Here is a 25,380-nt window from a genome sequence, read left to right as displayed (position 1 = left end):
GGTTTGGCGTCAAATGCAGCGAGTAGGGGGGTTTCTGACGCTACGTCACGCTGATGATGCTATGGTCTCACCGCGCTGCGCAGGTGCGCGGGCAGCCGAAGCAGGTCTCGGCGGGCCGCACGGTGTAGTGGAGGCAGCAGCTCACCCTGGTCCGGGCGGTCGGTGTCCGCCGCGGGCGGAAGTCCGCGCCGCCGGTGAACGGCGGGGTGCCGCCCGGTAGCAGCGCGGTCAGCGCCTCGACCGCCCGCCGCTCCTCGCCCAGCAGGCCGCCCGCGTACCAGAGCCCCTCGGTCAACTCGTCGGTGGCCAGGCCCCAGAGGGTGCGCGGGCCGCGGCGCAGGTCGGGGCGGAACGCGGCCAGCACCGGGCCCAGGTGCTCGGCGAGCGCCGTCCGCAGCTCGTGGTCGAGCGCCGCCCGGTCGGCGACCACCCGCGCGCCGGGCCGGCCGGCCAACGGATCGCCGGGCAGGCAGGCGAACCCGTCGGGCCGGGCGGACAGTTCGCCGAGGCCGACCGCGCCGGTGCGGCGCACCGAGACCCGCTCCACCGGCAGCCGCGGCACCCGGTCCTCCAGGAACCAGGGCAGCGTGAACAGCAGGCAGAGCGGCCAGGCGTAGTGGTGCAGCCAGAAGCCGGCCGCGACGTCGGGGCGCAGCGCCTCGCCGTAGCGGTGGCGCCCGCGACGGGCCTCGTCGGCGATCAGCCGGGCGCGGACGGCGGGGTCGGCGATCAGCCGGTCGACCGGGACCCAGCCGTCGCCGTGGCGCGGGTCGGCGAGCTGGATCCGCAGGCCCGGGAAGACCGCGGTGAACCGCGCGTAGGCGGCTGCGCAGGGCGTGGCGGAGCCGACGGGCGGGTGCGGCGCGTCGCTGCGCACGGTCATGGGAGGCCCCGTCGGGTCGACCGGCGCCAGGCCGGCCCGGTGTGGCGGATCCCGTGGGTGGGCGTACGCGCCAGGGCGCGCAGCCCACCCTCAGGTTAGCCTCACCTTATCTGACGGCGCCTCGGTCGTCCCGTTCGACACGGCCGTCCGGGGGAGGCGGCCGACGCGGGCTCGGCACGCCGGGACGGGCGCTCGGTGGCGCGCCGCGCGGCGCACCGGGCGGACCGCCGGTCGGCGCCGTCTCGCCGAGCCGCCCGGCCAGCCAGACCGGCACACCCCCCAGCGCCTGGACCAGACGGCCGGCCTCGGCCCGCAGCTGCGCGGCCTCCTCCGGCTCGGACACCTCGGCCAGCGCGGCCAGCGCCGGCGCCACCCCCACGGTGAACCCCAACTCCTCGCGCAGCCGCAGGGAGTGGCCGAAGCCCTCGCGAGCCCGCACGCGGTCCCCGCCGGCCAGCGCGAGCGCGGCCAGATGCCGCCAGGTGTAGGACGCGAGCAGCGTGTCGCCGCGCGCCAACGCGCCGTCGTGGGAGCGCCGGTAGGCGATCCAGGCGGCCGTCTGGTCGCGCAGCAGGTTCTCCGCGACCAGTCCGCGCCGGAAGTCCAGCAGCGGACGGCCCGCCGCGTTCGGCGGCAGCAGGGCGGAGGTGCGGCCGAGCGCGGCCTGCGCCTCGTCCAGCCGGTCGCGAGGGCCCAGCACGCTGCCCAGGTAGGCCAGGAAGCCCCGGGCGCAGGAGGCCCCGGCGCGTTGCTCGGTGCTGGTCACGCCGGCTTCGGCGAGTCGCAGTGCGGTCTCCGCGTCCTCCCAGTGGTCGGCGGTGAACAGGCACTGTTCGATGAGTAGTTCGGCCCGGCAGAGGGCCGCCACGGGGTTCCGCTCGGCGGCGGGTAACAGCAGTTCGGCCGCCTCCTGCCAGCAGGCGCGCGAGCGCAGCCGCCAGACCGTCCCGCTGGTGATCTCGTCGAACCGGCCGTCGGTACCCGGATGCAGCCCCCCGCCGTGTGGCGGCACGCCCGGCGGGCCGCCGCTGCCGCGGTCGGCGTCCCCCGCCGGCCATGTGTCCCCCCGCTCAGCGGGGCCGTTCCGTGCTCCGACAACGCCACCTCCTTGTGTGCGATGCCCCACGGCCATGGCTGCCGTGGCCGCAATTCAACACGGGGGTGAGCTTGTGCACCAGATCACGAGCGCGACGTATTTCTGCCTTCCGGGTGCTGAAGTGAACTGAGGTGAAGGAGGGTCAGGAGGTCCAGCCGGTTTCCAGCAGGGCCTCTGCGGCGCCGTTGGCCGGCTGCGGCAGTCCGGCCTGGTCCAGGGTGAAGAGGGCCACCAGCAGCTGTTCGCCGCGCACGGTGGCCTGGTGCGAGTAGCCGGCCAGGGTGAACATCGCCGCGGCCATCTCCTCGGCGTGCAGGGTCTGCAACCACAGGCACTCGACGACCCGGACGTCGGCCGGCTCGGACCAGGTGTCCACCTGGGCGACCAGCCGGTCCCCGAGCAGAGTCACCGCCTCGCGCTCCTCGGCCTCGGAGAGCTCCAACTCGTCGAAGCCCAGCCACTCCAGATAGCGGGCGGCGGTGAGCACCGCGTCCTGGGAGGTGTGCAGCGGCTGCGGGCGGAACGGCGGGCGGTTCTGCCAGCGGCCGCCCTGCGGGACGGGCCGGGGCGGCATCGCGTTCGGCGGACCGGGCAGCGGCGGCCCGGCGTGCAGCGGGTCGGGGTGGCTGGGCTCCTGATAGGGCGGGCCGTGGTGCAGGGGTTCGGGGCGCAGCGGGTCGGTGTACAGGCGCCCGCCGAGCGGGCGCGCCCCCTGCGGACCCGCGGCGCCGGCGCGCGGGGAGCGGTCGACGGGCAGCCGCACGGTCGCGCCGCAGTTGCACGTGAACTCCGGCTGCGGCCACTGGTCGGACCGGCCGCAGTGCGGGCAGCGCATGTTCAGCCAGGAGTCCTCCCAGGACCGGAACCGGACCTGGACGGGTACCCCGCCGCGCAGCAGCGGCACCTTGAGCGAGGCGCCGCAGGGGCAGGGGAAGACCGGGGGCTCGTACAGGTGCTCGCGGCGGCAGGCGGGGCAGCGGATCGGCCGGCGCACGCCGGCGGCGTCCGCTCCGGGCTCGGATTCGTACGGCCCACGGCCGGTGAAGTCGTCGGGCAGCGGGTGTCCTGACAAGGCGCGCACCGTCCGTTCGGAAGGAGAGGGCGGGTCACCAGCCATGCTCCCCGATCGGGGGCCGCGATGGCGCCGATTGGCCTAATGATCAGGGGTTTCTCAGGGGTTGGTACGGACCGTTGCCCACCTGGGGCGGACCGTCAACCCGCCGACCAGCGGGCCAGATCGGCCGGTGTGTCGAGGTCGTCGGGCACCGCCACGTCGGCGCACTCGACCATCCGCAGCCCGTCCCGGTGGGCGGCCAGCAGGGCCCGCGCACCGGCGTCGCCGCGGGCGCCGGCGGCCGCCTCGGCGAAGTGCCCGGCGCCGATCAGCACCGGGTGGCCGCGCTTGCCGTCGTAGGCCGCGGCGGCCAGCGTGGCGCCGTCGCGGTGGGCGGCCAGCAAGCGGGCGACGGCGGACGGGGTGACGCCGGGGGTGTCCACCAGCGAGACGAGCACCGCGGGGCAGTCGGGCGGCAGCGCGGCCAGCCCGGCCCGCAGCGAACCGCCCATCCCCTCGGCCCAGTTCGGGTTGACGACGGTCGTGCAGCCGGCCAGGTCGGCGGTGTCGAGCACCTGCTCGCGGGCGGCGCCGAGCACCACGAGCAGCGGGCCGCAGCCCCCCGCGCGCAGCACGTCCACCGCGTGTTCGACCAGCGGACGGCCACGGAACGGCAGCAGCGCCTTGGGCCGGCCGCCCAGGCGGCGTCCGCCCCCGGCGGCCAGGACGAGCCCGGCGACGCGGGGGAGCGGGGGCGAGAGGTCGGCCATGACAGCATTCTGGCCCGCCGGACTGCGGCGACGTGCTTGGACGAATGCACAAGGCTGCCGCGCCGACCTTGGACGGAACCCGGGGGTTCCGCCTCTGGATCTTCCCGGCGGCTCGGCTTCTACTGGCAGTTATGCACAGCGCACCTGCCCCGTTGGTCGACCGCTTCGGCCGGGTCCACACCGATCTGCGGGTCTCCCTGACCGACCGCTGCAACCTGCGGTGCACCTACTGCATGCCCGCCGAGGGCCTGAACTGGCTTCCGCGCGCGGAGGTGCTCACCGACGACGAGATCGTCCGGCTGGCCGGGATCGGCGTCCGGCGGCTCGGCATCGGCTCGCTGCGGCTGACCGGCGGCGAACCGCTGCTGCGCCGCGGACTGCCGGCGCTGGTGGCCCGGCTCACCGCGCTCGGCGTCGAACTCTCGCTGACCACCAACGGCATCGGCCTGGCCCGCACGGCCGCCGCGCTCAAGGAGGCGGGCCTGCACCGGGTCAACGTCAGCCTCGACACGCTGCGCCCCGAGCGGTATCAGGAGATCACCCGGCGTGACCGGATCGAGGACGTCTTCGCGGGCCTGGCCGCCGCCCGGGCCGCCGGACTCGAACCCGTCAAGATCAACGCCGTCCCGGTGCGCGGGGTCAACGACGACGAGATCCTCGACCTGGTCGAGTTCGCCGCCGAGCACGGCTACCGGATGCGCTTCATCGAGTCCATGCCGCTGGACGCCCAGGGCGCCTGGGACCGGACCAAGATGATCACCGCGGACGAGCTCCTGGCCGTCCTCGCCGACCGCTGGGAGCTGCTCCCGGTCGAGCGGCAGCACTCCGGTGGCGACGGGTCGGCGCGACGTGGCACACCGCCGGCCGAGGAGTGGCGGATCGCCGGGACGGACACCCTGATCGGCGTGATCGCCTCGGTCACCCGCCCGTTCTGCGGCGGCTGCGACCGGGTCCGGCTGACCGCCGACGGCCAGCTGCGCAACTGCCTCTTCGCCACCGAGGAGTCCGACCTGCGGGCCCTGCTGCGCGGCGGCGCGGACGACGACGCCATCGAGCGCGCCTGGCGCAACACGATTGCCCGCAAGGGCCCGGGGCACGACATCAACTCCGCCGACTTCCGCCAGCCCGACCGCCCGATGTCCGCGATCGGCGGCTGACGGGCGCGCGGTCGGCGAGTGGTCGGCGGGTGGTCGGCGGGCTGCGCCGGCGGTCTGACGCGCGAGCGCCGAAGGGGCGGGCCGCAGTGGCCCGCCCCTTCGGCTGTCGTCGGCTACTGGCCGTCGGTGGGCGGCTGGTTGCCGAGCTGGTCCTTCATCTTCTGCTGAGCCGAGTCGACCTGGCCCTCGTACTTGCTCCCGGTCTTCGCGTCGAAGGCGTCACCGGCCTTGTCGACTCCCTTGCTGGCCATGTCCTCGTGGCCCTTGAGCATGCCTTTGAGCTTGTCGAGCATGGACATTGGTGGGTCCTCCTAACGGATACCGGACCCCTCCAGCATCACGGAGAACGGCCGACTTCACATCTGGAGCGGCCGGTCAGGCGCTCTGCGGCACCACCAGCTGGCGGTTCAGCCAGGCCAGCGCGGGCGGGATCTCCCGGTTCCAGGTGTGGAAGTTGTGGCCGCCGCTGTTCAGCGTGATGGTGGAGAGCTTGGTCGGCGCCTTGAAGGCGGCCACCATGTTCTGGGTGGCCTGGTAGTTGTCCTCGTTGTAGCTGGTGGCCAGCAGCAGCGAGACCGGCGCCGCGGGCTGCGTGCGCAGCCGCCAGAGCAGGTCGTTCTCCTGCTTCAGCTGCTCGCTGCCGCCGAACAGGTCGCCGGTGGTCGGGTCGTTGGAGACCGCGTAGTCGGCGGAGAGCGCCACCGCCGCGCCGTAGGCGTCCGGCTTGCGCAGCGCGAACTTCAGCGCGCAGTAGCCGCCCGTCGAGTCGCCCATCGCGGCGTGCGCCGAGGCCTGCGGGGCGATCCGGTAGCCGCTGGACATCGCCTTCGGCAGGTCGTCGGTGAAGAAGGTCTCCACCTGCGGGCCGCCGGGGACGTCCATGCACTCGGTGTCCCGGTTGGCGATCGGGGAGGGGCGCATCATCACCAGGATGGTGGGCTGCAACTGCTTGGTGTTGATCGCCTCCAGCGTGGTGGTCGGCCACTGCATCAGCGAGATCAGCTTCTCGGCGGTGCCCGGGTAGCCGGAGAGCACCAGGGCCATCGGGAAGCGGTGCTTGGCGTAGTCGGGCTGGAAGTACTGCGGCGGGAGGTAGACGAACGCGTCGCTGCGCAGCCCGGAGCGCGCTCCGGCCACCTCGACCTGCTGGATCAGCCCGGAGCGGTCCTCGGCCGAGCCCTGCGCGGAGTAGACCTTCTGCGTGCCGGTGACCGAGATGGCGTGGCTCGGGTTGTGGTCGACCACGGTGCCGTTGCCGCCGGCGGTGCCGAGCAGGTCGGTCCAGGTCGAGTAGAAGCCGAAGTAGGAGTTGGCGATCAGCGCCATCGCGACGATCACCATCAGCTGGGTGGCGAAGAACGCGCCGATCCGCCCCAGTACGGCCTTCCAGGACTTGCTGCCGAACCTGGGCCAGAGCCACATGGTGGCCACGAAGGCGGCGACGGCCAGCAGACTGGCCACGATCTGGAGCGGAAAACCGGTCAGCGCGAGCATTGGCCGATCCTAAAGGACTTTCTCATCTCCCCTCCCGGTGGGCCCGACGTCCCTGCGCCCCCCGCGCGCTGGGGCGAGCCCCCGCACGCCCGTTGACCGGGTGGGCGGGCTGCGGGACCCTGGCGCTGCACGCGCCAGCGAGGCCTGGGGGGCTTGTCTTGCACGGTTTTGGCGGTTCGTTCGACTCCACGCGTACCGGCCGAACCGCGCTGCGCTCGGCGGCCGCCCTGGTGGGCGCCGTGCTGCTGGTGTCCGGCTGCGGCTCCGGGCCGCCCGGCTACCACCCGCCCCAGGTGCCCGGGAGCGCGACGGTGCGCAGCGCGCAGCCGGCGCCGTCGCCGAGCCCGACCGAGGTGCCGTACGGGACGACGCTGACGCAGCTGGTCACCCCGGTGAACACCGCGCTGGCCGAGATCGGCGCCGCGGGCAGCCTGGACGCCCTGGCCGGTGCGCTGAGCGACTCGCAGAGCGCGGCGTCCGCCGCCGCCACCGGCCTGCAGCAGGCCGACGCGCCGCTCGCGGTGGCCGACGCGCACCGCCAGCTCTACGTGGGCCTGGACCAGCTGGCCACCGACCTCGGCCAGGTGCAGACCGACATCACCGACGACAAGGTCTGCGCGACCTCCTCCGCCCTCGCCGAGGCGGGCCAGTCGCAGGGGTTCAAGGACGTCCCGGCGGCGCTGGCGGCCCTCTCCACGGCCGGCTACCCGGCCACCCTCACCGTCCCGCAGACCGGAGCGCTCCAGCACCGGGCGCTGGACAACGGCAGCTATGTGCGTGAGGGCGAGCGGGACGGCCTGGGCGTGCTCACGGTGGAGAACGGCGGCGACGCGGACGCCGTGCTCACGCTCACCCACGGCACCGACGCCGCGTACTCCTTCTACGTGGTGAAGGGGCAGACGGCGAAGGTCTCCGGCATCCGGGACGGTCAGTACGACGTCTACTTCGCGGGCGGCTTCGACTGGGACGCGGCGAGCAAGCGGTTCACCCAGAGCTGCGCGTTCACCAAGTTCGACGACGGTCTGAACTTCAACACCACCGACACCACCTACTCGACCTGGAAGCTCACCCTCCAGCCGGTGGCGGGTGGCAACGCGAGCACCACGGACGTCCCGGAGGGCTCCTTCCCCGTGCCGTAGCGGGCAGCGGGCAGCGGGCACGGCTTAGGGCCGAGGGGCCCGGTGCTCCCAGTCGCGTTCGAGCAGCACAGCGCCGCCCTCCCAGGCCGTCAGCCGGCTGACGGCGGTGAAGTGGCCCGCCTCGCAGGCGAGTTCGCTGCTGGTCCGGACGGTGACGTCCCAGCCCTGGTCCGGGCGCTGGAAGCGGACGGTGCGCTCGGCCCGGGCCACGGCGCTGAGCGGGTCGTCCTGCTGGATCCGGTACGTCTCGCGGGCCTGCTCGGTGCGGACCAGGCCGCCGGGGTGGCTGTGCACCGGCTCCGGTTCCGGGTCGATCTCCACGCGCCAGACGCCGGCCGCGACGTCCCGCACGACCAGGTGGCCGGCCCGCGCCGCGCCGTCCGGTCCGCCGTGGTGCACGGGCGGCGGAGGCGGCGGCGCGGCCTGCTCGGGCTCGTCGAAGGTGATCGCGGGCCGGCCGGTGTCGGCGGCCGGCCCGCGCACGGGCAGCGTCAGGACGCTGTTGCCGGGGTCCACGCCGAAGCCGGAGGTCCCCGGCTGCGGCCACGCCCACGGCCAGTACGCGGAGGAGAGCGCCAGCCGGATCCGGTGCCCGGGCGGGAAGGCGTGCGCGATGGCGGCCAGCTCGAACGCGACGTCCTCGACGTCGCCCGGCGTCCACGGCACCGCCCGGTCGCGGCCGTGCCGGGCGGCGAGGTCCAGGATCCCGCGGGTGACCAGGGTGGAGGACCCGTCGGGCGCGACGTCGCAGAGCCGGGCGGCCACCTGGCCGCGCGGCGCGTCGCTGCGCAGCCGCAGCCGGACGCCGACGTGGCCGAGCAGCTCCAGCCGCTCGGGCAGCGGCGCGGCGTCGAAGCAGACCGAACGGCCGTCCTCCTCGCGCTGGTCGGGCGGCAGGTCGGCGGGGTGGCCGAGCGGGCGCGGGCGCCCGGCGTCGATGCCGGTGTGCTGGGGCGAACGCACCTCCACGAAGCGCTCGTCGGACGGCGTGCCGGCGGTGCGCAGGCTGTCCGCCAGGCCGTAGTGGATCTCCCGGACGTCCGGCGAGGGCCAGTCGTCCTCGCCGATCCAGCGGCCCGGCCGGTTGGCGTAGCCGGTGGCGGGCGGCACCGAGCAGTTCATCCAGGAGCGCAGTGCGGGCTCGCGCAGCACACCGGTGTCGATCCCCTTGAGCCAGTGGTCCCACCAGCGCAGCGTCTCCTGGAGGAAGCCGATCGCCGGGCCGGGCGGCAGGCCGGCGTCCGGGTACTGGCGCGCCCACGGGCCGATCAGCCCGCGCACCGGTGCCTTCAGTCCGGCGACCAGGCGCAGCACGGTGTCCCGGGCCGGGTCGGCCCAGCCGCCGACGGCCAGCACGGCAGCCTCGACCGCGTCGTGGTCCGCGCCGACGCCGCCGGGGTGCCGGTGCGGGTGCTGCTGATTCAGCTGGGACAGGGCGTGCGGCAGGACCGGCTCGACCGCCGCCAGCCGCTCCAGCCAGCCGCGCCGCCAGTCGTCGCCGACGTATCCGGGGTCCGGCGGGCTCGCGACGGCCGCGAGCAGGGCGGCCGCGCGGGCGGGCAGGTCGGGTCCGCCCGGGCCGGGGAGGTCGTCGTCCGGGCAGACCACCACCACCGCCTGGACCGCCGCCGGGGCCAGCGCGGCGATCCGCAGGCTGCCGGCGCCGCCCGGGCCGATCCCGAACAGGCCCGCGCGCCCGTTGCACCAGCTCTGCGCGGTCAGCCACCCGAGCACCGCCACGCCGTCCGCCTGCTCCTGGGCGGCGGACGGCGTGCCGGAACGCGTACCCGAGCGTGGGCCGGACCCCGCGGCGGGCAGCCCGCCCGAGTTGCCGTGGCCGCGCGCGTCGACCCGCACGCTCGCGTAGCCGTGCCCGGCGTACCAGGGGTGGCGCTGGGCGTCGCGCTGCGCCGTCGAGTCGCTCAGCCGGTCCGCCAGGTACTCCAGCAGGACCGGGACCGGGACGTCGGTGACGGGCCGCCAGATCCGCGCGGCCAGTTCGGTGCCGTCCGGCAGGGGGATCCGCAGGTCCTCGCGGGCGACCTGGTAGGGGTACGAGCTCGGATGCTGCACGCGGGCCTCCGGAACTGTGACGGGGGTGCACGGGTCCTGAGGTCCGGACAATAGTGGACGTTTCCGTCGATTCCATGGCGAACCGTGGTCCGGGCGGTCTGGATCGGATGAACGCATCGTGCGACTATCTGCACATCATTTGCAGTTGCCTGCCCTGAGGGGCAAGGATGATCCGGTTCCAGATCCCGCCCGTCCCGAGAAGAGGTCGCCGCCGATGAGCAGCGCGCCGTCCGTATCCACCGCCGCACCCACCCGGTGGACCGCCCGGCTCACCCGTGAGGAGTGGGTCCGGCTGGCCGGCATGGGCGCCTTCGTCCTGGCGCTGCACGTGGTCGGCTGGGTCACCCTGCTCGCGGTGATCGCCCCCAAGCACTACGCGATGGGCAGTCAGGTCTTCGGCGCGGGAATGGGCCTGACCGCCTACACGCTGGGCATGCGGCACGCCTTCGACGCCGACCACATCGCGGCCATCGACAACACCACCCGCAAGCTGATGGGCCAGGGCAAGCGGCCGCTCTCGGTGGGCTTCTGGTTCTCGCTCGGCCACTCGTCCATCGTCTTCGGGCTCTGCGCGCTGCTGGCCTTCGGCATCCGCTCGCTGGCCGGCGCGGTCGAGTCGGACGACTCCTCGCTGCACCGCACCACCAGCCTGATCGGCACCTCGGTGTCGGGCGTCTTCCTGCTGCTGATCGGCCTGGTCAACCTGGGCGCCTTCAACGGCATCCTGAAGGTCTTCCGCACCATGCGCACCGGAGAGTTCGACGAGGCCGAGCTGGAGCGCCAGTTGGACAAGCGCGGCTTCCTCAACCGGATCCTGGGCCGGGTCACCCGGGCGGTCACCAAGTCCTGGCACATGTACCCGGTCGGCCTGCTCTTCGGCCTCGGCTTCGACACCGCCACCGAGGTCTCGCTGCTGGTGCTGGCCGGCGGCGCGGCGGCCTTCTCGCTGCCCTGGTACGCGCTGCTGGTGCTGCCGGTGCTCTTCGCGGCCGGGATGAGCCTGCTGGACACCATCGACGGCTCGTTCATGAACTTCGCCTACGAGTGGGCGTTCTCCAAGCCGGTCCGCAAGATCTACTACAACCTCACGGTGACCGGCCTGTCGGTGCTGGTGGCGCTGGTGATCGGGGTGATCGAGCTGGTCGGGCTGCTCGCCGACCAGTACGGCATCACCAGCGGACCGATCGGCTGGATCGGCGCGCTGGACCTCAACCTGGTCGGCTACGCGATCGTGGTGCTCTTCGTGGTGACCTGGCTGGGGGCGCTGGCGTTCTGGAAGTTCGGCAAGGTCGAGCAGAAGTGGTCGGCCGGCCTGCGGGCAGCCGAGTCGCAGCCGGCATCGGCGCTGGTGGAGGCCGACGCGGAGTGACCGGCGGCCGGGCGGCGGCGGCCGGACGGGGCTGACGACGGATCAAGAGTTAACCGACGCACTCTTGTCCCGTCATTTTCTACGCGCGTATCTTGAGCGCGCCGATGCACCCGCGGGCCGCCGATTCCCGCGGGTGCACTTCGGCGTCCGCTGACCCGCGAAGGAGCCCCGTCCCGGTGAACACCCCCGCCGCACCCCGCCGTTCCCGCAAGTCGCTGCTGCGCGTCGCCGTGCCGCTCAGCGCCGTCGTGGCCGCACTCGTCCTCGCTCCGCTGCCGGCCGCGGTCGCCGCGTCGACCCCGCCGCCCACCCAGGCCGGGACGGTCCGGATCCACGACATCCGCGGGACCACCCGGCTCTCGCCGCTCGCCGGCCAGACCATCGCGGGCGTGCCCGGCATCGTCATCGGGACCCGGACCTACGGCTCGTCCAAGGGCTTCTGGATCCAGGACCCGAACCCGGACCACAACCCCGCCACCAGCGAGGGCGTCTTCGTCTACACCGGTTCCACGCCGACCGTGGCGGTGGGCGACTCGGTGCTGGTCACCGGCACGGTCTCGCAGTACTACCCGGACTACGCGGGTGGCTCGCAGTCCATCACCGAACTGACCAAGCCCGGTGTCACGGTGGTCTCCTCCGGCAACGCGCTGCCCGCGCCCGTGGTGATCAGCGGCGCCGACGTCCCCGGCCGCTACGCTCCGCCGAGCGACGGCGGTTCCATCGAGGGCCTCACCCTGCACCCGGACCGGTACGCGCTCGACTTCTACGCCTCGCTGCAGGGCATGCGGGTCGAGGTCAAGGACACCCGGGTGGTCGGCCCCACCGACGCCTACAGCGAGCTCTGGGTGGAGACCGACAAGGGCGACCAGAAGAGCGCGCGCGGTGGTGCGCTCTACGAGTCGTACCGGGAGCCCAACTCGGGCCGTCTGCAGATCCAGTCGCTGATACCCCTCGCCCAGCAGGCCTTCCCGAAGGCCAACGTGGGCGACGTGCTGACCGGCACCACCGTCGGCCCGCTGGACTACAACCAGTTCGGCGGCTACACCCTGGTCGCCACCCAGCTGGGCGCGCTCAAGGACAACGGCCTGCAGCGTGAGATCGCGCCGCCGGCCAAGGACGACCAGGCCAGCATCGCCACCTACAACGTCGAGAACCTGGCGCCCACCGACTCGGCGGCCAAGTTCAGCGGCCTGGCCCAGGGCATCGTCACCAACCTCCGCTCGCCCGACGTGGTGGCGCTGGAGGAGATCCAGGACAACAGCGGCGCGGCCAACGACGGCACGGTGGACGCCAGTGCGACGGTCGCCAAGCTCGTCGCGGCCATCCAGGCGGCCGGCGGCCCGGCCTACCAGTGGCGCTCGATCAACCCGGTGGACGGCCAGGACGGCGGCCAGCCCGGCGGCAACATCCGTCAGGTGTTCCTGTTCAACCCGCAGCGGATCAGCTTCACCGACATCCCCGGCGGCGACTCCACCACCGCCGTCGGCGTCACCGGCACCGGCGACGACACCGCGCTGACCGCCTCGCCCGGCCGGATCGACCCGGCCAACGCGGCCTGGACCGCCAGCCGCAAGCCGCTGGTGGGCCAGTTCAGCTTCCGCGGCAAGAAGCTCTTCGTCATCGCCAACCACCTGGTCGCCAAGCTCGGCGACCAGAGCATCGACAGCCGCTTCCAGCCGCCGGCCCGCAGCTCCGAGGTGCAGCGCATCCAGCAGGCGGACGTCGAGAACTCCTTCGTGTCCCAGCTGCTGGCCGCCGACCCGCAGGCCGAGGTGGTCTCGCTCGGCGACTACAACGACTTCCAGTTCTCGCCCGCGCTGGCCGCGCTCACCAAGGGCGACGTGCTGCGCGACCTGGTGAACGAGCTGCCGGAGACCCAGCAGTACACCTACGACTACGAGGGCAACTCCGAGGTGCTGGACCACATCCTGGTCAGCCCCGCGATCGACTCGGCCAAGTACGACGTGGTGCACATCAACAGCGAGTTCGCGACCCAGGTCAGCGACCACGAGCCGCAGGTGGTGCGGATCAAGCCCTGACGTCGGGTGAAAGACCGGTGGGGCGTGGCCAGTGCCGGCCACGCCCCACCGGAGTTCGGTGTTCCGATCGCCTAGTGGTGCAGCGCGGCCAGGACGGCGTTCGCCATGGCCTGCTCGCCGGTGGCGTTCGGGTGGAACGGGACGGCCGGGGAGCCGGGCAGCGCGCCCTCGATCCAGCGGTCGTCCGAGCAGACGTCGTGCCCCTGGGTCGGGGTGGCGGTGTCCACGTAGGTGGCGCCGTTGGCCGCCGCGGTGGTGGCCAGCATGCCGTTCAACTGCCCCAGGATGCCGTGCAGGTAGGCCACGTCGCCGACGGTGACCGGCTGGCGGCCGGCGCAGCTGGAGGCGTCGGCGGGCAGCACCGAGGGGTAACCGACCAGCATCACCTTGGCGTTGGGCGCCTTGGCGTGGATCTGCTGGAGGGTGGCGGCCAGCGCGGGTGCGGCGCTGTCGATCCGGTCGACCAGGGTGTCCTCGCCGTACTGCCAGCTCCAGGAGAAGCTGCTCCAGGACCAGACCCAGTGCCCGTCGGCGTAGACGTCGTGGCAGGGGGTGCCGAACGGATTCACCACGGCGCCCGCGATGCAGGTCGCGATCACGTCGCCGATGCCCAGCGTCGAGGTGCCCAGGTCGTTGCCGCCGATCCCGAGGGTCACCAGCCGGGTGCCGCTGGAGAGCGCGTCGATCTGCGGGTCGTTCACCTTGAGGATGACGTCGACCTGCGAGCTGGTGATGTCCTTGATCTTGGCGGCCGAGCAGGTGACGTCCGTGTACGAGCTGCTGTTCAGCGCAGCGGCCACCAGGTGGCCGTAGTTGTGGTCCGAACGAAGGCAGAGCCCGTCCGACTGGCCGGGCACGCCGGCGCCGGCCGCGTAGGAGTCCCCGAGCGCCACGTACGCGCCGTTGACGTTCGCGGGGGCGGCGGCGCCGGCGTTCGGAGCGGCCAGTGCGACCAGTGACGCGGTCAGCGCGAGGGTGCCCAAGAGGGCGGGGACGAGCTTCCGGGCAGGGCTGAGCACGGTTCCTCCTGGGGGAGAGAAACGGGAAGGGTGGGGGTGGGGCGTGCCGAGCCGCGGCTACTACTGGCAAGTAAGTTACCGCCAGGTTTCGTAGTCGTCCACAGAATGTGCGTCCCGAATTTGCGGAATGCCCTTTCGTGCCTTCTTTCCATTTCGCTCCGATGCGGAGCGAATTCCCTTTCCACTACGGGGTGGAGCGGAATTCGATTCGCGCGGGAACGTGGCCGGCCCGGCGCGTGGTGTGCGCCGGGCCGGGGGTGTGCGGGTGGGGGACGGTCAGGACGGCGGGACCAGGGACCAGGTCTGGTTGGCGCCGCCGTTGGCGGGATATTGCAGGACGTGGCCGCCCGGGTAGAGGGAGCCGTTGTCGAGGTCGACCAGCTGGCCGTCGTAGACGCTCTTCAGCTGGACCTTGTTGGGTCCGGCGTCGACCAGCGTCCAGCGCGAGTTGCTGTTGCCGTCGTCGTGGTACTGGATCAGCTGGGTGCCCTGGCCGGTCGTCGGGCCGGGGATGTTCAGCAGCTTTCCGCTGTTGACGTCGGTCACCGTGTAGGCGCCGCCGGTCTGCGGGGTGAAGGTCCAGAGCTGGTCGGCGGCGCCGTTGTCGGACCACTCGACGATCGCGGCGGAGTCGGCCGTGGAGTCGTTGTTGACGTCCATCCGGCCGCCGCTCGCGCCGTTGACCAGCTTGTACTGGGCGCCGGGGGTGGGTACCGGGACCAGCTTCCACTGCTGGGTGGCGGAGCCGGCGGCGGTGGACTGCACGGCACTGTTCCCGCCGGCGGCGAGGTCGAGATCCAGGCCGTCCGAGCGGGCGGCCACGGCGTAGCCGCCGGTGCTGTTCGGGGTGAGCTTCCACTGCGAGTTGGCGGCGTTGTCGTCGTGGTACTGGATCAGTGGGAGGCCGCTGGTGGAGCTGCCGCCCGGGATGTTGACCAGCAGGCCGCTGTTGACGTTCTTGATCTTGTAGAAGCCGTCACCGGTCGGGACGAGCTGCCACTGCTGGTCGGCCGCGCCGTTGGCAGGCGCCTGGACGACGGCGGCGGAGTCGGTGGTGGCGGCGCCGCTGACGTCCAGGTACTGGCCGCTGGAGGCGTTGACCAGGTTGTAGTGCAGCGCGGTGGACCGCGCGGCGGCTGCCGGGGTGACCCGTAGCAGGCGGGTGCCGTGCGCGGGGATGGTGGCGCTGAACGTGGCGTTGGAGGTGCCGAGTTCGGTGTGATTCCAGAGGTCGCGGACCGAGGCCGAGCCGCTGAAGCCGACATCCGACCAGCGGGCGGTCACCGGGGCGGTCGAGCCGGTGAGGTTGAAGAGCGCGACGGTGTAGCTGCCGTCGCCGTTGGGCGCGGACCAGACCTGCTGCTGGGTGAGCCGGTCGACCGGACGGGCCGGGTGGCCGGCCTGGTCGACGCCGAGCACCTCGTCGTTGGTGAGCAGGCCGAGGTCGCCGCCGTCCATCTGCGTCAGGTCGGTGCCGAGCAGCAGTGGTGCGCCCTCGATGGCCCACAGGGTCAGCTGGGACTGCCGCTCGTCGGGGGTGAGGCCGTCGTTGGAGCCGTTGCCGAGCTCCAGCGAGTCCAGGTCGTTCCAGCCGCCCGGCCCGGCGTAGTCCGCCCACTGCGGGGCGTCGCCGAAGCGGTAGGCGACGTTGGTCCAGTCGGTCAGCGGGTAGGACGAGGAGCTGCAGTAGCACTCCACGTCGCCGTCGATCCGCCAGCCGTTGGCGCTCTGCTGCCAGGTCGGGGCGTTCTTCACGTCCAGCGAGTTGGACAGCTCCAGGTGGATGGTGCGCCCGCTCTGGTTCAGCGCCTGCGACCAGTGCTGGATGTCGGGGATGTCCCAGTCGCCGACGCCGTCGATCTTCAGGTAGTCGACGCCGTACGAGGCCAGCTGGTCGGCCCAGGAGTTGAGGTAGGCCTGGGCTGCCGCGGGGTTCTTGGCGTAGTCGATGTAGTACATCGACCCGTTGCCGAAGTTGTAGTTGGTCTCGTAGCCGGAGGTGTTGGAGACGATGTCCCGGGCGTGGAACGAGGTGCCCTGGATCGGGGTGTTCTGGTTGTAGGCGGCGACCGGGATGCCGGGCGTCAGGTACATCCCGAACTTCTCGCCGAGGTTGTGGACGTAGGAGCCGACCGAGCCCATGCCGTCCGGGAAGCGGCTCGGGTCGGTGGCCCAGCGGCCGTAGGAGTCCACGGTGGTGGCGGGGTTGAGGTACCAGAAGTCGTCAATGTTGACGTACTGGTAGCCGTGCGAGACCAGGCCGGTGGTGGACATCGCCTTGGCCTGGGCCTCGATGTTGGCTTCTGTTGGATTCTTCCGGAGGAAGCTCCAACTGCTCCACCCCATCGGCGGGGTGAGCGCCGCGCCGTTGGGTTGCGCCTGGGCCGGGGAGGCCGCCAGCAGGGCGGTGGGGGCGGCTGCTGCGACGAGCGCGAGCGCGAGCGTCGGTCTGACGAACTTCCGTGCCAGTGCTGGGAGAGTGCGCACCGTGGCTCCGTTGGGTGGTCGGCGGTGTAGCGCCCGGCGTCACGGGCACCCGGGTGGGGGAGTGAAGCGAGTGGCGAGAATGAACCATCAGGTTCAGACAGAATCAAACGACGCAGCAAACATAAGAACGCAGGAGCCCACAGCTGTCAACGGGTTGCGCACGGGGACCATCCACGGCGGGTGCTTCTTGACCCGGGTGGGGCGTGCGGCAGAATCGTGGTCACCGGGCCACCCAGTGAAGGAAACCGATGAGCCGTCGTACCCGCCGTGAGGCGCCTGCCGCACCCTGCACCGTGACGGTCTGTCGCGGTTGCTGCTGCGGTACCGAGACCAAGCACCCGGGCGTCGACCACCTCGGGCAGTTCGGCCGGCTCAAGGAGGGGGTCGGGGAGGCCGGCCGGGTGCGGGCGGTGCCCTGCCTGGACGTCTGCGCGCACTCCAACGTGGTGGTGGTCAACCCGTCCAGCGAGGGCCGGCGGGCGGGGGGCCGTCCGGTCTGGCTGGGATGGGTCGTCCAGGACGACATGGTCGAGGAGATAGTCGACTGGGTGCGGGCCGGCGGGCCCGGCATCGCCGAGCCGCCCGGCACGCTCGACCTTCAGGAGTTTGCCGTCTCGCGGCGTGTACGGGAGAGCCTGGAGGGGTAGCCGGGGGTGAAAGCAGGGCAAGACGGGCGCTGACGGCGCATCGGAAACCGGCGCTTCTACGCGCGTTCACCGAATCTGCGGGCGATGGCCATCCGTCGCTGAGATAGTCCCCGGCATGGATATCCCACGCATGGGCGTGCCCGAGAAGCTCGCCGACCGTATGAGCATGGCCGAGCAGCACGAGTACCTGCGCAACAGCCTCTCCCGGCGCCGGGTCCTGCGCTCCAGCGCGATCACCGTGGGTGCGCTGGCCGTCGGCGGTGTGCTGAGCAGCGGCAACGCGTTCGCCGCCTCCCCGACCCCGGTGTCCGACGCCGCCTCGGCGGTCGACGGTTCGAAGGTCATCCCGGTCGGGCGCCACCTCCAGTTCGGCGCCGAGCCGGACACCGAGTTCCGGATCTCCTGGCAGGTCCCGGTCCCGGTGAAGAAGCCGTTCCTGCGCTACGGCAAGACCCCGTGGGACCTCAGCCACAAGGTGGAGGCCGAGCTGCGCGCGCTGCACACGCCGGCCCTGGTCCCGGGCCACGCCCCGGTCGACCAGTACTACCTGCACGTGGCGCTGGAGGACCTCACCCCCGACACCACGTACTACTACGGCGTCGGCCACCAGGGCTTCGACCCGGCTGCCCAGCAGGCGATCTCGACGCTCGGCACCTTCCGCACCGCCGCCTCGCGCGACCACCGCTGGGGCAAGGTGTACGAGCCGTTCACCTTCACCGCCTTCGGCGACCAGGGTGTCAGTGCGCACGCGGTCAACAACGACAACGTGATCCTGGCCCAGAAGCCGTCCTTCCACCTGCACGCCGGCGACATCTGCTACGCCGACCCGGACGGCCAGGGCCTGGACGCCGACAAGGCCGACTTCAACGCGACCACCTGGGACGCGTTCCTGGTGCAGACCGAGCCGATCGCCTCGAAGATCCCGTGGATGGTCGCCTACGGCAACCACGACATGGAGGCCTGGTACTCGCACAACGGCTACGGCGGCGAGGACGCCCGCTGGTTCCTGCCGGACAACGGCCCGGACCCGCGCACCGCCCCCGGTGTCTACTCGTTCCGCTACAGCAACGTCGGTGTCATCTCGCTGGACGCCAACGACGTCAGCTACGAGATCCCGGCCAACCTGGGCATCACCGCGGGCCGTCAGACCAAGTGGCTGGACCGCACGCTCAAGGACTTCCGCAACGACGAGACGATCGACTTCGTCGTGGTCTTCTTCCACCACTGCGCCTTCTCCACAACCGTCTCGCACGCCTCCGAGGGCGGGGTCCGCGAGGCCTGGGTGCCGCTGTTCGAGAAGTACCGCGTGGACCTGGTGATCAACGGTCACAACCACGTCTACGAGCGCACCGACGCGATCCTCGGCAACAAGGTCTCCAAGGCGATCCCGAGCGGCGCCACCCTGGACCCCGAGAAGGACGGCGTGGTCTACGTGACCGCGGGTGCCGCCGGCCGCAGCCTGTACTCCTTCGGTGCGCCGCAGACCTACGAGGGCCACGAGAACCGGGTCGACGAGGTCGCCACCTTCTACAACGCCAAGGGCCGGACGAAGGTCAACGAGACCGTCGAGTGGTCCCGGGTCCGCTACCTGGGCTACTCCTTCATCAAGGTCGACGTGACCCCGGCGCACCTGGGCCAGAAGTCCTCGATGAAGGTCACCGCGCTGACCGAGACCGGCCAGCAGATCGACCACTACACCATCGTGCGCAAGGTCGGCGAGGGCTGGGACAGCAACACCGACAACGACGGCGAGGGTGGCGGCTGGGGCTGGTAACAGCCGCGGCGGCGCAGGACTGGCGTCAGTGAACGGCCCCTCGGGAGACAATCGTCCCGAGGGGCCGTTCGGCTCCGCCGTTCTGCAGGGAAAGGTCAGGGCCGTATGTCACAGCAGGTCAAGGGCGTCATCGCCCGGGGCAAGGGCGAACCGGTGCAGGTGGAGACCATCGTCGTCCCCGATCCGGGACCGGGCGAGGCGGTGGTCAAGGTCCAGGCGTGCGGGGTCTGCCACACCGACCTGCACTACCGGGAGGGCGGGATCAACGACGACTTCCCGTTCCTGCTCGGGCACGAGGCCGCCGGCGTGGTGGAGAGCGTCGGCGACGGCGTGACCGAGGTCGCCCCGGGTGACTTCGTGATCCTCAACTGGCGTGCGGTCTGCGGGCAGTGCCGCTCCTGCCGGCGCGGCCGGCCGCAGTACTGCTTCGCCACCCACAACGCCAAGCAGCCGATGACCCTGCTCGACGGCACCCCGCTCTCCCCGGCGCTGGGCATCGGCGCGTTCGCCGAGAAGACCCTCGTCGCCGCCGGACAGTGCACGAAGGTCGACCCGGCCGCCTCGCCGGCCGCCGCCGGTCTGCTCGGCTGCGGGGTGATGGCCGGCCTCGGCGCCGCCGTCAACACCGGCAACGTGGGCCGCGGCGACAGCGTCGCGGTGATCGGTTGCGGCGGGGTCGGCAACGCTGCCGTGATGGGCGCGCGGCTGGCCGGCGCGGCGAAGATCATCGCGGTGGACATCGACGACCGCAAGCTCGCCACCGCGCTGCGGCTCGGCGCCACCCACACCGTCAACTCCCGGACGGCCGACGCCGTCGAGGAGATCCGCGCGCTGACCGGCGGGAACGGCGCCGACGTGGTGATCGAGGCGGTCGGCCGTCCCGAGACCTACCAGCAGGCGTTCTACGCCCGCGACCTGGCCGGCACCGTCGTGCTGGTGGGCGTCCCGACGCCCGAGATGAAGTTGGAGCTCCCCCTGCTGGACGTCTTCGGGCGGGGCGGTGCGCTGAAGTCCTCCTGGTACGGCGACTGCCTGCCCTCGCGGGACTTCCCGATGCTGATCGACCTCTACCTGCAGGGCCGGCTCGACCTCGACGCCTTTGTCAGCGAGACCATCGCGCTGGACCAGGTCGAGGAAGCCTTCACCCGGATGCACGGCGGCGACGTGCTGCGTTCCGTGGTGGTGTTCTGATGCACCAGATGCCTGTCGAGCCCGAGATCGAGCACCTCACCACCTCCGGCACCTTCGAGCTGGACGGCGGCAGTTGGGAGGTGGAGAACAACGTCTGGATCATCGCCAACGACCGCGAGGCCGTGGTCATCGACCCCGCGCACGACGCCGAGGCGATCGCGAACCAGGTCGGCGACCGCCGGGTGATGGCGATCATCTGCACCCACGCCCACAACGACCACGTGAACGGCGCCCCCGCGCTGGCCGCGCTGACCGGCGCGCCGATCCTGCTGCACGCCGACGACCTGCCGCTCTGGAAGCAGGCGCACCCCGGCGACAGCCCGGACGAGGAGCTGCGGGACGGCCAGCGGATCACCGTCGGCGGTATCTACCTGCACGTGCGGCACACGCCGGGTCACAGCCCGGGCAGCGTGAGCCTCTACGTGCCGGCGCTGGACGCGGTCTTCACCGGGGACACGCTCTTCCAGGGCGGCCCGGGCGCCACCGGGCGGTCGTTCTCCGACTTCCCGACCATCATCCGCTCGATCGAGGAGCGGCTGCTGGTGCTGCCGCCCGAGACGGTGGTGTACACCGGCCACGGCCCGACCACGACGATCGGGGACGAGGCACCGCAGCTGGACGAGTGGATCGCCCGCGGCCACTGATCAGGCGGCGCACGGCCCCGGCGGGTTCACCCCGCCGGGGCTCGCGCACGTTCGGATCAAGGAAAGCCGTAACACAATCAGGTGCGCAATTCCGCGGTGCGCGATCCGGGATATGGCATCCGGGCTGGTCGGAACTCGGGAGAATTTCGCCTCTGTCATAACACGATCATTACCCGATGCCAATAACAAAAATGCAACGGATGACGGCCCGTCGGGGCCGAATGTCGTGTTCTGTCGGCTTTTCCTCGCTGACAAACGGGGACATGTCGGCATGCTCCCGCATTCCTCGGACAGTATTGACGCTGACTGGGGCGTGACACAGACTCCTTTCCGTAGCCGGCACCGCCAGCATCGCGTGCTCACGGGAATCGTCGCACTGGCATATGTGGCGCGATTCCCTGGGCTCGCCGCCGGCTGCAGAGCGAGAAATCCTCCATTGAGGGAAAGGGGAATTCCTGTGTCCATGCGCAAGAAGATCACCGCTGTCGCCGCCGGCGTCGCCGCGCTCAGTGCCGTGGCCCTCGGCGTCGGAGCGTCGCCGGCCTCGGCGAGCCCGGGCGGATGTGTGTGGGGCACCGATGCGTGCCTCTTCGACCACTCCAACTTCTCCGGTGGCTTCAACGGGGACGGCGGCAACGACAACTACCTGTCGGCCTGGTATTTCGAGGGCTGTTCCGGCGGCAACTGCGACGGCGACGGCCAGCAGGTGTACGACAACGTCGGCGCCGTCTACAACGAGAGCTACCGGACCGTCACGATCTTCGGCTGGTACAACTGCGACTGGAACGGCCCGCACCTGACCATCTCGCCCACCACCGAGCAGACCCTCTACAACACCTCGGTCTACAACATCGATGCGTCGCAGTGCTTCTCGTAAGGCCCTGACGCTTCGGGTGCCCGGCCGTGCCTCGTCGCGCGGCCGGGCGCCCGACCCACGTGCTGTCACCGCAGAGGGAGTTCCCGCGCATGGCTCGCGCCCGTTCCATTTCGTACCTCCAGGCCGGCGTGCTGCTCGCGGCCGTCGGCGTGCTGGCCACCGGCTGCTCGCACTCCGCCGCGACGTCCGCCGGGCCTGGACCGGCCGGGGCTCCGACCGGCTCCCCGGCGGCCACCTCAACACCGTTACCCCGTCCGGCAGTCGGGGCGATCCCCGTGCTGGACAGCACCGTCGGCAAGTCCATGCCGATCGAGCGGTATCTGTTCTCGGTCGACCAGGCCCAGCAGGTGACCGAAGCCCGTAACCGGCTGGCCGCGCAGTGCATGCAGCGCTACGGCCTGACGTACGCGCCGCCGCCAGTGTCGCAGTCCGGACCGGGTGGGCAGGCGACGCACCGGTACGACGTGGTCGACCCGGCGAACGGCTACCGGTCGCCGACGCCTGCCGACGCCAAGCTCCCCCCGCCGCCACAGCTGCGCCCCGCGGAGCTCACCGTGCTGGCCGGCAGTGGCCCGGCGGGGACCGAGCCGATCACCACCTACGGCGGCCTGCCCATCCCCAAGGGCGGCTGCCTCGGTGAGGCCGAGGCCAAACTCACCGCGAACGGGGGAGCGGTGGTCGACGACCAGCTGGCGATCAACATCAACTTCGACAACTACCGGCGGTCGATGACGGACGACAAGCTGCTGGCCGCCTTCCACCAGTGGTCGGCCTGTATGAAGACCAAGGGTTTCAGCTATCCGGCGCCGACCGACGCCATGGGCGACAAGCGGTGGAAGGGCTCGGCCACGCCGTCCGCCGCGGAGATCGCGACCGCCACCGCGGACGCCTCCTGCCGGCAGCAGGCCAACGTCGTCGGCACCTGGTTCACCGTCGAGTCCGCCTACGAGGAGCAGGCGATCCAGGCCGACCTGGGCCAGCTGGACCGGGTCCAGCAGGGCATCGCGGCTGTCCTGAAGAACACCGCCCTCGCCAACGGAGACGGCGCTCTCTGACGGCGCGTTGGGCCGCCGGGTGGTCAGCGCGCTGCCGGTACCGGCTACGGCGCCGAGACGCCCTTTGCGCCGCGCTCGGGTTGGGTGTCGATCGTTGATCCGTGCACCAGGTCCGTGCCGAGTCGAGTCGCGGCGTGGTGGACCGTCTGACCGTTGCGGACGGTGGCGATGAGGCCGGACTCGCGCAGGACGGAGGCGTGGCGCGAGGCGGCTGCCGCGGATACCCCGAGGGTCGCCGCGAGCCGTCCGGTGGTCAGGGCCGGAGTCCTGACCACGGCGACCAGTGCCGCCGCCCTCGTCGCCCCCAGGAGGGCCACCAAGGCCGGGGCCGGGGAGTGGAGTTCGGGGTCGCGCATGATCGCGCCGGTGCCGGCGGGGTAGGTGACGGTCACCGAGTCGGCCAGCGGGTCGAACGCGATGCGGCTGGCCAGCGCCGTGGGCTGGAAGATCAACGGACGCCCTTCGAGGGACTCCGTCGCCTCGACGCGGGTGTTGAGGCGGAGCCTGCGACCGTCCCAGTGGATCGACGGATGCAGGGAGTTCAGCAGGTCGTCGATGCCGCCGATCGCGGCACGGGCTCCTGCCTCGGCCGATGCGGTGGCGACGGCCGAGGTGATTCCCCGACGGTAGGGGTCCAGAGTCGTGGTGCGGAAGCCGGTGAGTATCTGGTTCAGCGCGCTCGTCGCCCCTGAGTGCCCGTCGGCCAGCGCGCGGGTGAACGGAGTCAGGGCGCCGGATCGGGCCAGGTCTCGCAGATGAGCGGTAGCCGGCGGGGACTCGGGGTCGATTCCCGATGGTGTCGCGTGGGCGATCTGATCGAAGAACGCCGGAAGGTAGAGGTTCGTGTAGAGGTCGAACAGCCTGCTGTGGTGGGGGTTCCAGGCGCGGGTGACCTCCCGTCGCCATACCGCCAGGTGCCGGCCGGAGGTTCGGTCGGCCAGTTGAGCCCCGCTCTGCGCGAGCTCGTACCCGAAGTCAGGCGCGTCGGCGACCCGCAATCGCTCCAGGTCAGTCGGCGACAGACTGATCCTTATCAACGTGGCATCCCCCCGGGTCCATGGGCTGGCGCGGCGGCCTCAGACCTTTTGCATGCTCGCGCAAAAGCCTAGCCGTCGGGGCGGTGGCAGTCGATCGTTGGAGCACGGCTCGATATAGGTGACGTCCCCCCTTCGAGGCCTGTGGACCGCAGCATCCCAAGGAACACATCCCAAGGAACACAGGAATGATCGATTTATCGAGCGGAACACTGGACAGCGGAAAAGGCCATGTCGCCACCGCACCATGGTTGGTCGACGACCGGACCTGGGCCGCGATTGAACCGCTCCTGCCGTCATGGCCCAGGCGGGGGCCCGGCCCCAGGCCGGTGGACGACCGGCGGTGCCTGCAGGGGATCCTGTTCGTCCTGTGCACCGGCATCGCCTGGCAGCATCTGCCGCTGGAACTCGGCTTCGGCTCCGGGCAGACCTGCTGGCGCCGGCTGTACCGGTGGACCGAGGCGGGAGTCCTGCCCCGGATCCACGGCATCCTGCTCAGCCAGCCGCACACCGCGCGGCGGATCAACTGGACGCGCACCGCCGTGGCCGCCCCCGGTCCGCCGCCGGGCGCGTGACCGCCGGGACGGCCTCGCGGTGGCGGCGGATGCCGGCGGAGACGGATGCCGGCAGAGGCGGATTCCGTTCAGAGCGACGCGAGTTGGGCAGTGAGGGTGTCGCTGTGCTGGAAGGTCAGGCCGGCCAGCGCGACATGCTTCCAGCGCACCGAGCCGTCGGCGTCCAGGATGAAGACCGAGCGGCGCAGGCCCAGGCCCGGGACGGCGATTCCGAACGCCTTGGCGACGGTGCGCTCGGTGTCGGCGAGCAGCGGGAAGGCCAGCTTGTGCTTGCGGGCGAACCGCTCGTGGCTGTCCAGGTCCTGCGGGCTGATGCCCCAGACGGTGGCGCCGAGGTCCTTGAACCGGTCGAGGTCCGAGGTGTACGAGCAGAGCTGCTTGGTGCAGACGGCGGTGTCGTCGCCGGGGTAGAAGACCAGCACGAGCGGGTGGCCCTTGGCCTCGGCAAGGCTGTAGTCGCGCCGTTCGGCGTCGGCGGTCCCGTCCAGCAGGACGCCGGGGAGGGTGAAGTCGGGTGCGGGGGTGCCGACTTCGGGGGACTTGGCCATGGGGACCTCGCTGCGTCGGGGAGGGAGAGCTGCTGGCGGGAACGTTCGTTCTTCCCCGGCGATGGTAGTCCTGCGGGAGGGATGGTGCGGTGGTCGGCGCAGGACTGGGAGGCGGGCTCTCAGTGGCGCGGGCCGTACATGATGACGGCGACTCCGGCCAGGCAGATCGCGGCGCCGGCCAGGTCGTAGCGGGTCGGCCGGAAGCCGTCCACGACGATGCCCCAGGCCAGGGAGCCGGCCACGAAGATCCCGCCGTAGGCGGCGAGCACCCGGCCGAAGTGGCTGTCCGGCTGGAAGGCGGCGACGAAGCCGTAGCAGCCCAGCACCAGGACCCCGATCCCGGCCAGCCACCACGGCCGGGACTCGCGCACGCTCTGCCAGATCAGCCAGCAGCCGCCGATCTCGGCGAGGGCGGCGACGGCGAAGAGGGCGACGGAACGCAGCACGGTCATGGC

At 71.7% G+C, this 25,380-nt stretch carries 23 protein-coding genes; 11 read left to right on the top strand and 12 right to left on the bottom strand.

The genetic code is table 11. The annotated features are described in order from the left end of the window. Positions 1 to 67: 67 nt before the first annotated feature. From BS80_RS33945 to BS80_RS33930, 4 genes are all read right to left on the bottom strand, one after another. On the bottom strand, positions 68 to 883 hold the full coding sequence (locus tag BS80_RS33945; protein WP_035805274.1) for a (2Fe-2S)-binding protein: 816 nt from the start codon (positions 881 to 883) through the stop codon (positions 68 to 70). A 106-nt stretch (positions 884 to 989) separates the two neighbouring features. Further along, on the bottom strand, positions 990 to 1,895 hold the full coding sequence (locus BS80_RS33940; protein ID WP_408607458.1) for a hypothetical protein: 906 nt from the start codon (positions 1,893 to 1,895) through the stop codon (positions 990 to 992). A gap of 226 nt (positions 1,896 to 2,121) precedes the next feature. Next, complete coding sequence (locus tag BS80_RS33935) at positions 2,122 to 3,051, bottom strand: hypothetical protein (protein ID WP_083975658.1); 930 nt, start codon at positions 3,049 to 3,051, stop codon at positions 2,122 to 2,124. 140 nt (positions 3,052 to 3,191) lie between these two features. Further along, a complete protein-coding gene (locus BS80_RS33930; protein ID WP_035805272.1) occupies positions 3,192 to 3,803 on the bottom strand; it encodes a nucleotidyltransferase family protein in 612 nt (203 codons plus the stop codon). 131 nt (positions 3,804 to 3,934) lie between these two features. On the opposite strand from BS80_RS33930, the gene moaA reads away from it, so the two are divergent. Next, positions 3,935 to 4,960, top strand: coding sequence for a GTP 3',8-cyclase MoaA (moaA, locus tag BS80_RS33925; RefSeq protein ID WP_035805270.1), 1,026 nt, complete (start codon positions 3,935 to 3,937; stop codon positions 4,958 to 4,960). Between the two features lie 113 nt (positions 4,961 to 5,073). Here the strand turns inward: moaA and BS80_RS33920 are convergent, their stop codons facing one another. Both BS80_RS33920 and BS80_RS33915 read right to left on the bottom strand, forming a co-directional pair. Next, entirely contained in the window at positions 5,074 to 5,259 is a 186-nt protein-coding gene (locus BS80_RS33920; protein ID WP_035805268.1) for an antitoxin, read from the bottom strand. A gap of 76 nt (positions 5,260 to 5,335) precedes the next feature. Then, positions 5,336 to 6,454, bottom strand: a complete 1,119-nt coding sequence (locus BS80_RS33915) for an alpha/beta hydrolase (RefSeq protein WP_035805266.1) — start codon at positions 6,452 to 6,454, stop codon at positions 5,336 to 5,338. Between the two features lie 158 nt (positions 6,455 to 6,612). Here BS80_RS33915 and BS80_RS38360 point away from each other — a divergent pair, with 158 nt between their 5' ends. Beyond that, positions 6,613 to 7,593, top strand: coding sequence for a hypothetical protein (locus BS80_RS38360; RefSeq protein WP_051967567.1), 981 nt, complete (start codon positions 6,613 to 6,615; stop codon positions 7,591 to 7,593). A gap of 24 nt (positions 7,594 to 7,617) precedes the next feature. Here BS80_RS38360 and BS80_RS33905 read toward each other — a convergent pair whose 3' ends face one another. Next, the gene (locus BS80_RS33905; RefSeq protein ID WP_035805263.1) at positions 7,618 to 9,666 is read right to left on the bottom strand and encodes a CocE/NonD family hydrolase; all 2,049 of its coding nucleotides are present in this window, start codon (positions 9,664 to 9,666) and stop codon (positions 7,618 to 7,620) included. Between the two features lie 214 nt (positions 9,667 to 9,880). Between BS80_RS33905 and nicT the strand changes: the two genes are divergently transcribed. Beyond that, positions 9,881 to 11,035, top strand: a complete 1,155-nt coding sequence (gene nicT / locus BS80_RS33900; protein ID WP_051967566.1) for a Nickel transporter NicT — start codon at positions 9,881 to 9,883, stop codon at positions 11,033 to 11,035. Positions 11,036 to 11,211: 176 nt separating this feature from the next. After that, complete coding sequence (locus BS80_RS33895) at positions 11,212 to 13,074, top strand: endonuclease/exonuclease/phosphatase family protein (RefSeq protein ID WP_232246751.1); 1,863 nt, start codon at positions 11,212 to 11,214, stop codon at positions 13,072 to 13,074. 71 nt (positions 13,075 to 13,145) lie between these two features. Here the strand turns inward: BS80_RS33895 and BS80_RS33890 are convergent, their stop codons facing one another. Together BS80_RS33890 and BS80_RS38735 are read right to left on the bottom strand one after the other, a co-directional pair. Beyond that, entirely contained in the window at positions 13,146 to 14,093 is a 948-nt protein-coding gene (locus tag BS80_RS33890) for an SGNH/GDSL hydrolase family protein (RefSeq protein ID WP_035805260.1), read from the bottom strand. A 276-nt stretch (positions 14,094 to 14,369) separates the two neighbouring features. Beyond that, on the bottom strand, positions 14,370 to 16,580 hold the full coding sequence (locus tag BS80_RS38735) for an alpha-galactosidase (RefSeq protein WP_063772139.1): 2,211 nt from the start codon (positions 16,578 to 16,580) through the stop codon (positions 14,370 to 14,372). A 248-nt stretch (positions 16,581 to 16,828) separates the two neighbouring features. On the opposite strand from BS80_RS38735, the gene BS80_RS33880 reads away from it, so the two are divergent. From BS80_RS33880 to BS80_RS33855, 6 genes are all read left to right on the top strand, one after another. Further along, positions 16,829 to 17,227, top strand: a complete 399-nt coding sequence (locus BS80_RS33880) for a hypothetical protein (protein ID WP_035805259.1) — start codon at positions 16,829 to 16,831, stop codon at positions 17,225 to 17,227. A gap of 115 nt (positions 17,228 to 17,342) precedes the next feature. After that, the gene (locus tag BS80_RS33875; protein WP_083975654.1) at positions 17,343 to 19,001 is read left to right on the top strand and encodes a purple acid phosphatase family protein; all 1,659 of its coding nucleotides are present in this window, start codon (positions 17,343 to 17,345) and stop codon (positions 18,999 to 19,001) included. A gap of 105 nt (positions 19,002 to 19,106) precedes the next feature. Beyond that, on the top strand, positions 19,107 to 20,192 hold the full coding sequence (locus BS80_RS33870) for an S-(hydroxymethyl)mycothiol dehydrogenase (protein ID WP_035805258.1): 1,086 nt from the start codon (positions 19,107 to 19,109) through the stop codon (positions 20,190 to 20,192). Between the two features lie 8 nt (positions 20,193 to 20,200). Beyond that, the gene (locus tag BS80_RS33865) at positions 20,201 to 20,836 is read left to right on the top strand and encodes an MBL fold metallo-hydrolase (protein WP_035806714.1); all 636 of its coding nucleotides are present in this window, start codon (positions 20,201 to 20,203) and stop codon (positions 20,834 to 20,836) included. A gap of 463 nt (positions 20,837 to 21,299) precedes the next feature. Then, the gene (locus BS80_RS33860; RefSeq protein ID WP_035805257.1) at positions 21,300 to 21,713 is read left to right on the top strand and encodes a hypothetical protein; all 414 of its coding nucleotides are present in this window, start codon (positions 21,300 to 21,302) and stop codon (positions 21,711 to 21,713) included. Positions 21,714 to 21,802: 89 nt separating this feature from the next. Further along, positions 21,803 to 22,768, top strand: coding sequence for a hypothetical protein (locus BS80_RS33855; RefSeq protein ID WP_035805256.1), 966 nt, complete (start codon positions 21,803 to 21,805; stop codon positions 22,766 to 22,768). A gap of 44 nt (positions 22,769 to 22,812) precedes the next feature. Here the strand turns inward: BS80_RS33855 and BS80_RS38355 are convergent, their stop codons facing one another. Next, positions 22,813 to 23,805: a hypothetical protein gene (locus tag BS80_RS38355; protein WP_157536748.1), complete on the bottom strand. Its 993-nt coding sequence runs from the start codon at positions 23,803 to 23,805 to the stop codon at positions 22,813 to 22,815. Between the two features lie 185 nt (positions 23,806 to 23,990). Between BS80_RS38355 and BS80_RS40025 the strand changes: the two genes are divergently transcribed. Further along, positions 23,991 to 24,377: a transposase gene (locus BS80_RS40025; protein WP_083975652.1), complete on the top strand. Its 387-nt coding sequence runs from the start codon at positions 23,991 to 23,993 to the stop codon at positions 24,375 to 24,377. Positions 24,378 to 24,445: 68 nt separating this feature from the next. On the opposite strand, the gene BS80_RS33840 is transcribed toward BS80_RS40025, so the two are convergent. Both BS80_RS33840 and BS80_RS33835 read right to left on the bottom strand, forming a co-directional pair. Next, positions 24,446 to 24,925 carry a peroxiredoxin gene (locus BS80_RS33840; RefSeq protein WP_035805253.1) on the bottom strand — a complete coding sequence of 160 codons (480 nt, stop codon included), beginning with the start codon at positions 24,923 to 24,925 and terminating at the stop codon, positions 24,446 to 24,448. Positions 24,926 to 25,044: 119 nt separating this feature from the next. Further along, entirely contained in the window at positions 25,045 to 25,377 is a 333-nt protein-coding gene (locus BS80_RS33835; protein ID WP_035805250.1) for a YnfA family protein, read from the bottom strand. Positions 25,378 to 25,380: the final 3 nt, after the last annotated feature.

It is taken from the genome of Kitasatospora mediocidica KCTC 9733 (assembly GCF_000744225.1).
Classification (GTDB): Bacteria; Actinomycetota; Actinomycetes; order Streptomycetales; family Streptomycetaceae; genus Kitasatospora; species Kitasatospora mediocidica.
This window is presented reverse-complemented; position numbering and strand designations above follow the sequence as displayed.

Excerpts from the sequence above, each read along its gene's own strand:
- BS80_RS33945 (WP_035805274.1), bottom strand. The coding sequence starts at position 883 with ATGACCGTGCGCAGCGACGCGCCGCACCCGCCCGTCGGCTCCGCCACG.
- BS80_RS33930 (WP_035805272.1), bottom strand. The coding sequence starts at position 3,803 with ATGGCCGACCTCTCGCCCCCGCTCCCCCGCGTCGCCGGGCTCGTCCTG.
- moaA (WP_035805270.1), top strand. The coding sequence starts at position 3,935 with ATGCACAGCGCACCTGCCCCGTTGGTCGACCGCTTCGGCCGGGTCCAC.
- BS80_RS33920 (WP_035805268.1), bottom strand. The coding sequence starts at position 5,259 with ATGTCCATGCTCGACAAGCTCAAAGGCATGCTCAAGGGCCACGAGGAC.
- BS80_RS33915 (WP_035805266.1), bottom strand. The coding sequence starts at position 6,454 with ATGCTCGCGCTGACCGGTTTTCCGCTCCAGATCGTGGCCAGTCTGCTG.
- nicT (WP_051967566.1), top strand. The coding sequence starts at position 9,881 with ATGAGCAGCGCGCCGTCCGTATCCACCGCCGCACCCACCCGGTGGACC.
- BS80_RS33880 (WP_035805259.1), top strand. The coding sequence starts at position 16,829 with ATGAGCCGTCGTACCCGCCGTGAGGCGCCTGCCGCACCCTGCACCGTG.
- BS80_RS33875 (WP_083975654.1), top strand. The coding sequence starts at position 17,343 with ATGGATATCCCACGCATGGGCGTGCCCGAGAAGCTCGCCGACCGTATG.
- BS80_RS33870 (WP_035805258.1), top strand. The coding sequence starts at position 19,107 with ATGTCACAGCAGGTCAAGGGCGTCATCGCCCGGGGCAAGGGCGAACCG.
- BS80_RS33865 (WP_035806714.1), top strand. The coding sequence starts at position 20,201 with ATGCCTGTCGAGCCCGAGATCGAGCACCTCACCACCTCCGGCACCTTC.
- BS80_RS33860 (WP_035805257.1), top strand. The coding sequence starts at position 21,300 with ATGCGCAAGAAGATCACCGCTGTCGCCGCCGGCGTCGCCGCGCTCAGT.
- BS80_RS33855 (WP_035805256.1), top strand. The coding sequence starts at position 21,803 with ATGGCTCGCGCCCGTTCCATTTCGTACCTCCAGGCCGGCGTGCTGCTC.
- BS80_RS40025 (WP_083975652.1), top strand. The coding sequence starts at position 23,991 with ATGATCGATTTATCGAGCGGAACACTGGACAGCGGAAAAGGCCATGTC.
- BS80_RS33840 (WP_035805253.1), bottom strand. The coding sequence starts at position 24,925 with ATGGCCAAGTCCCCCGAAGTCGGCACCCCCGCACCCGACTTCACCCTC.
- BS80_RS33835 (WP_035805250.1), bottom strand. The coding sequence starts at position 25,377 with ATGACCGTGCTGCGTTCCGTCGCCCTCTTCGCCGTCGCCGCCCTCGCC.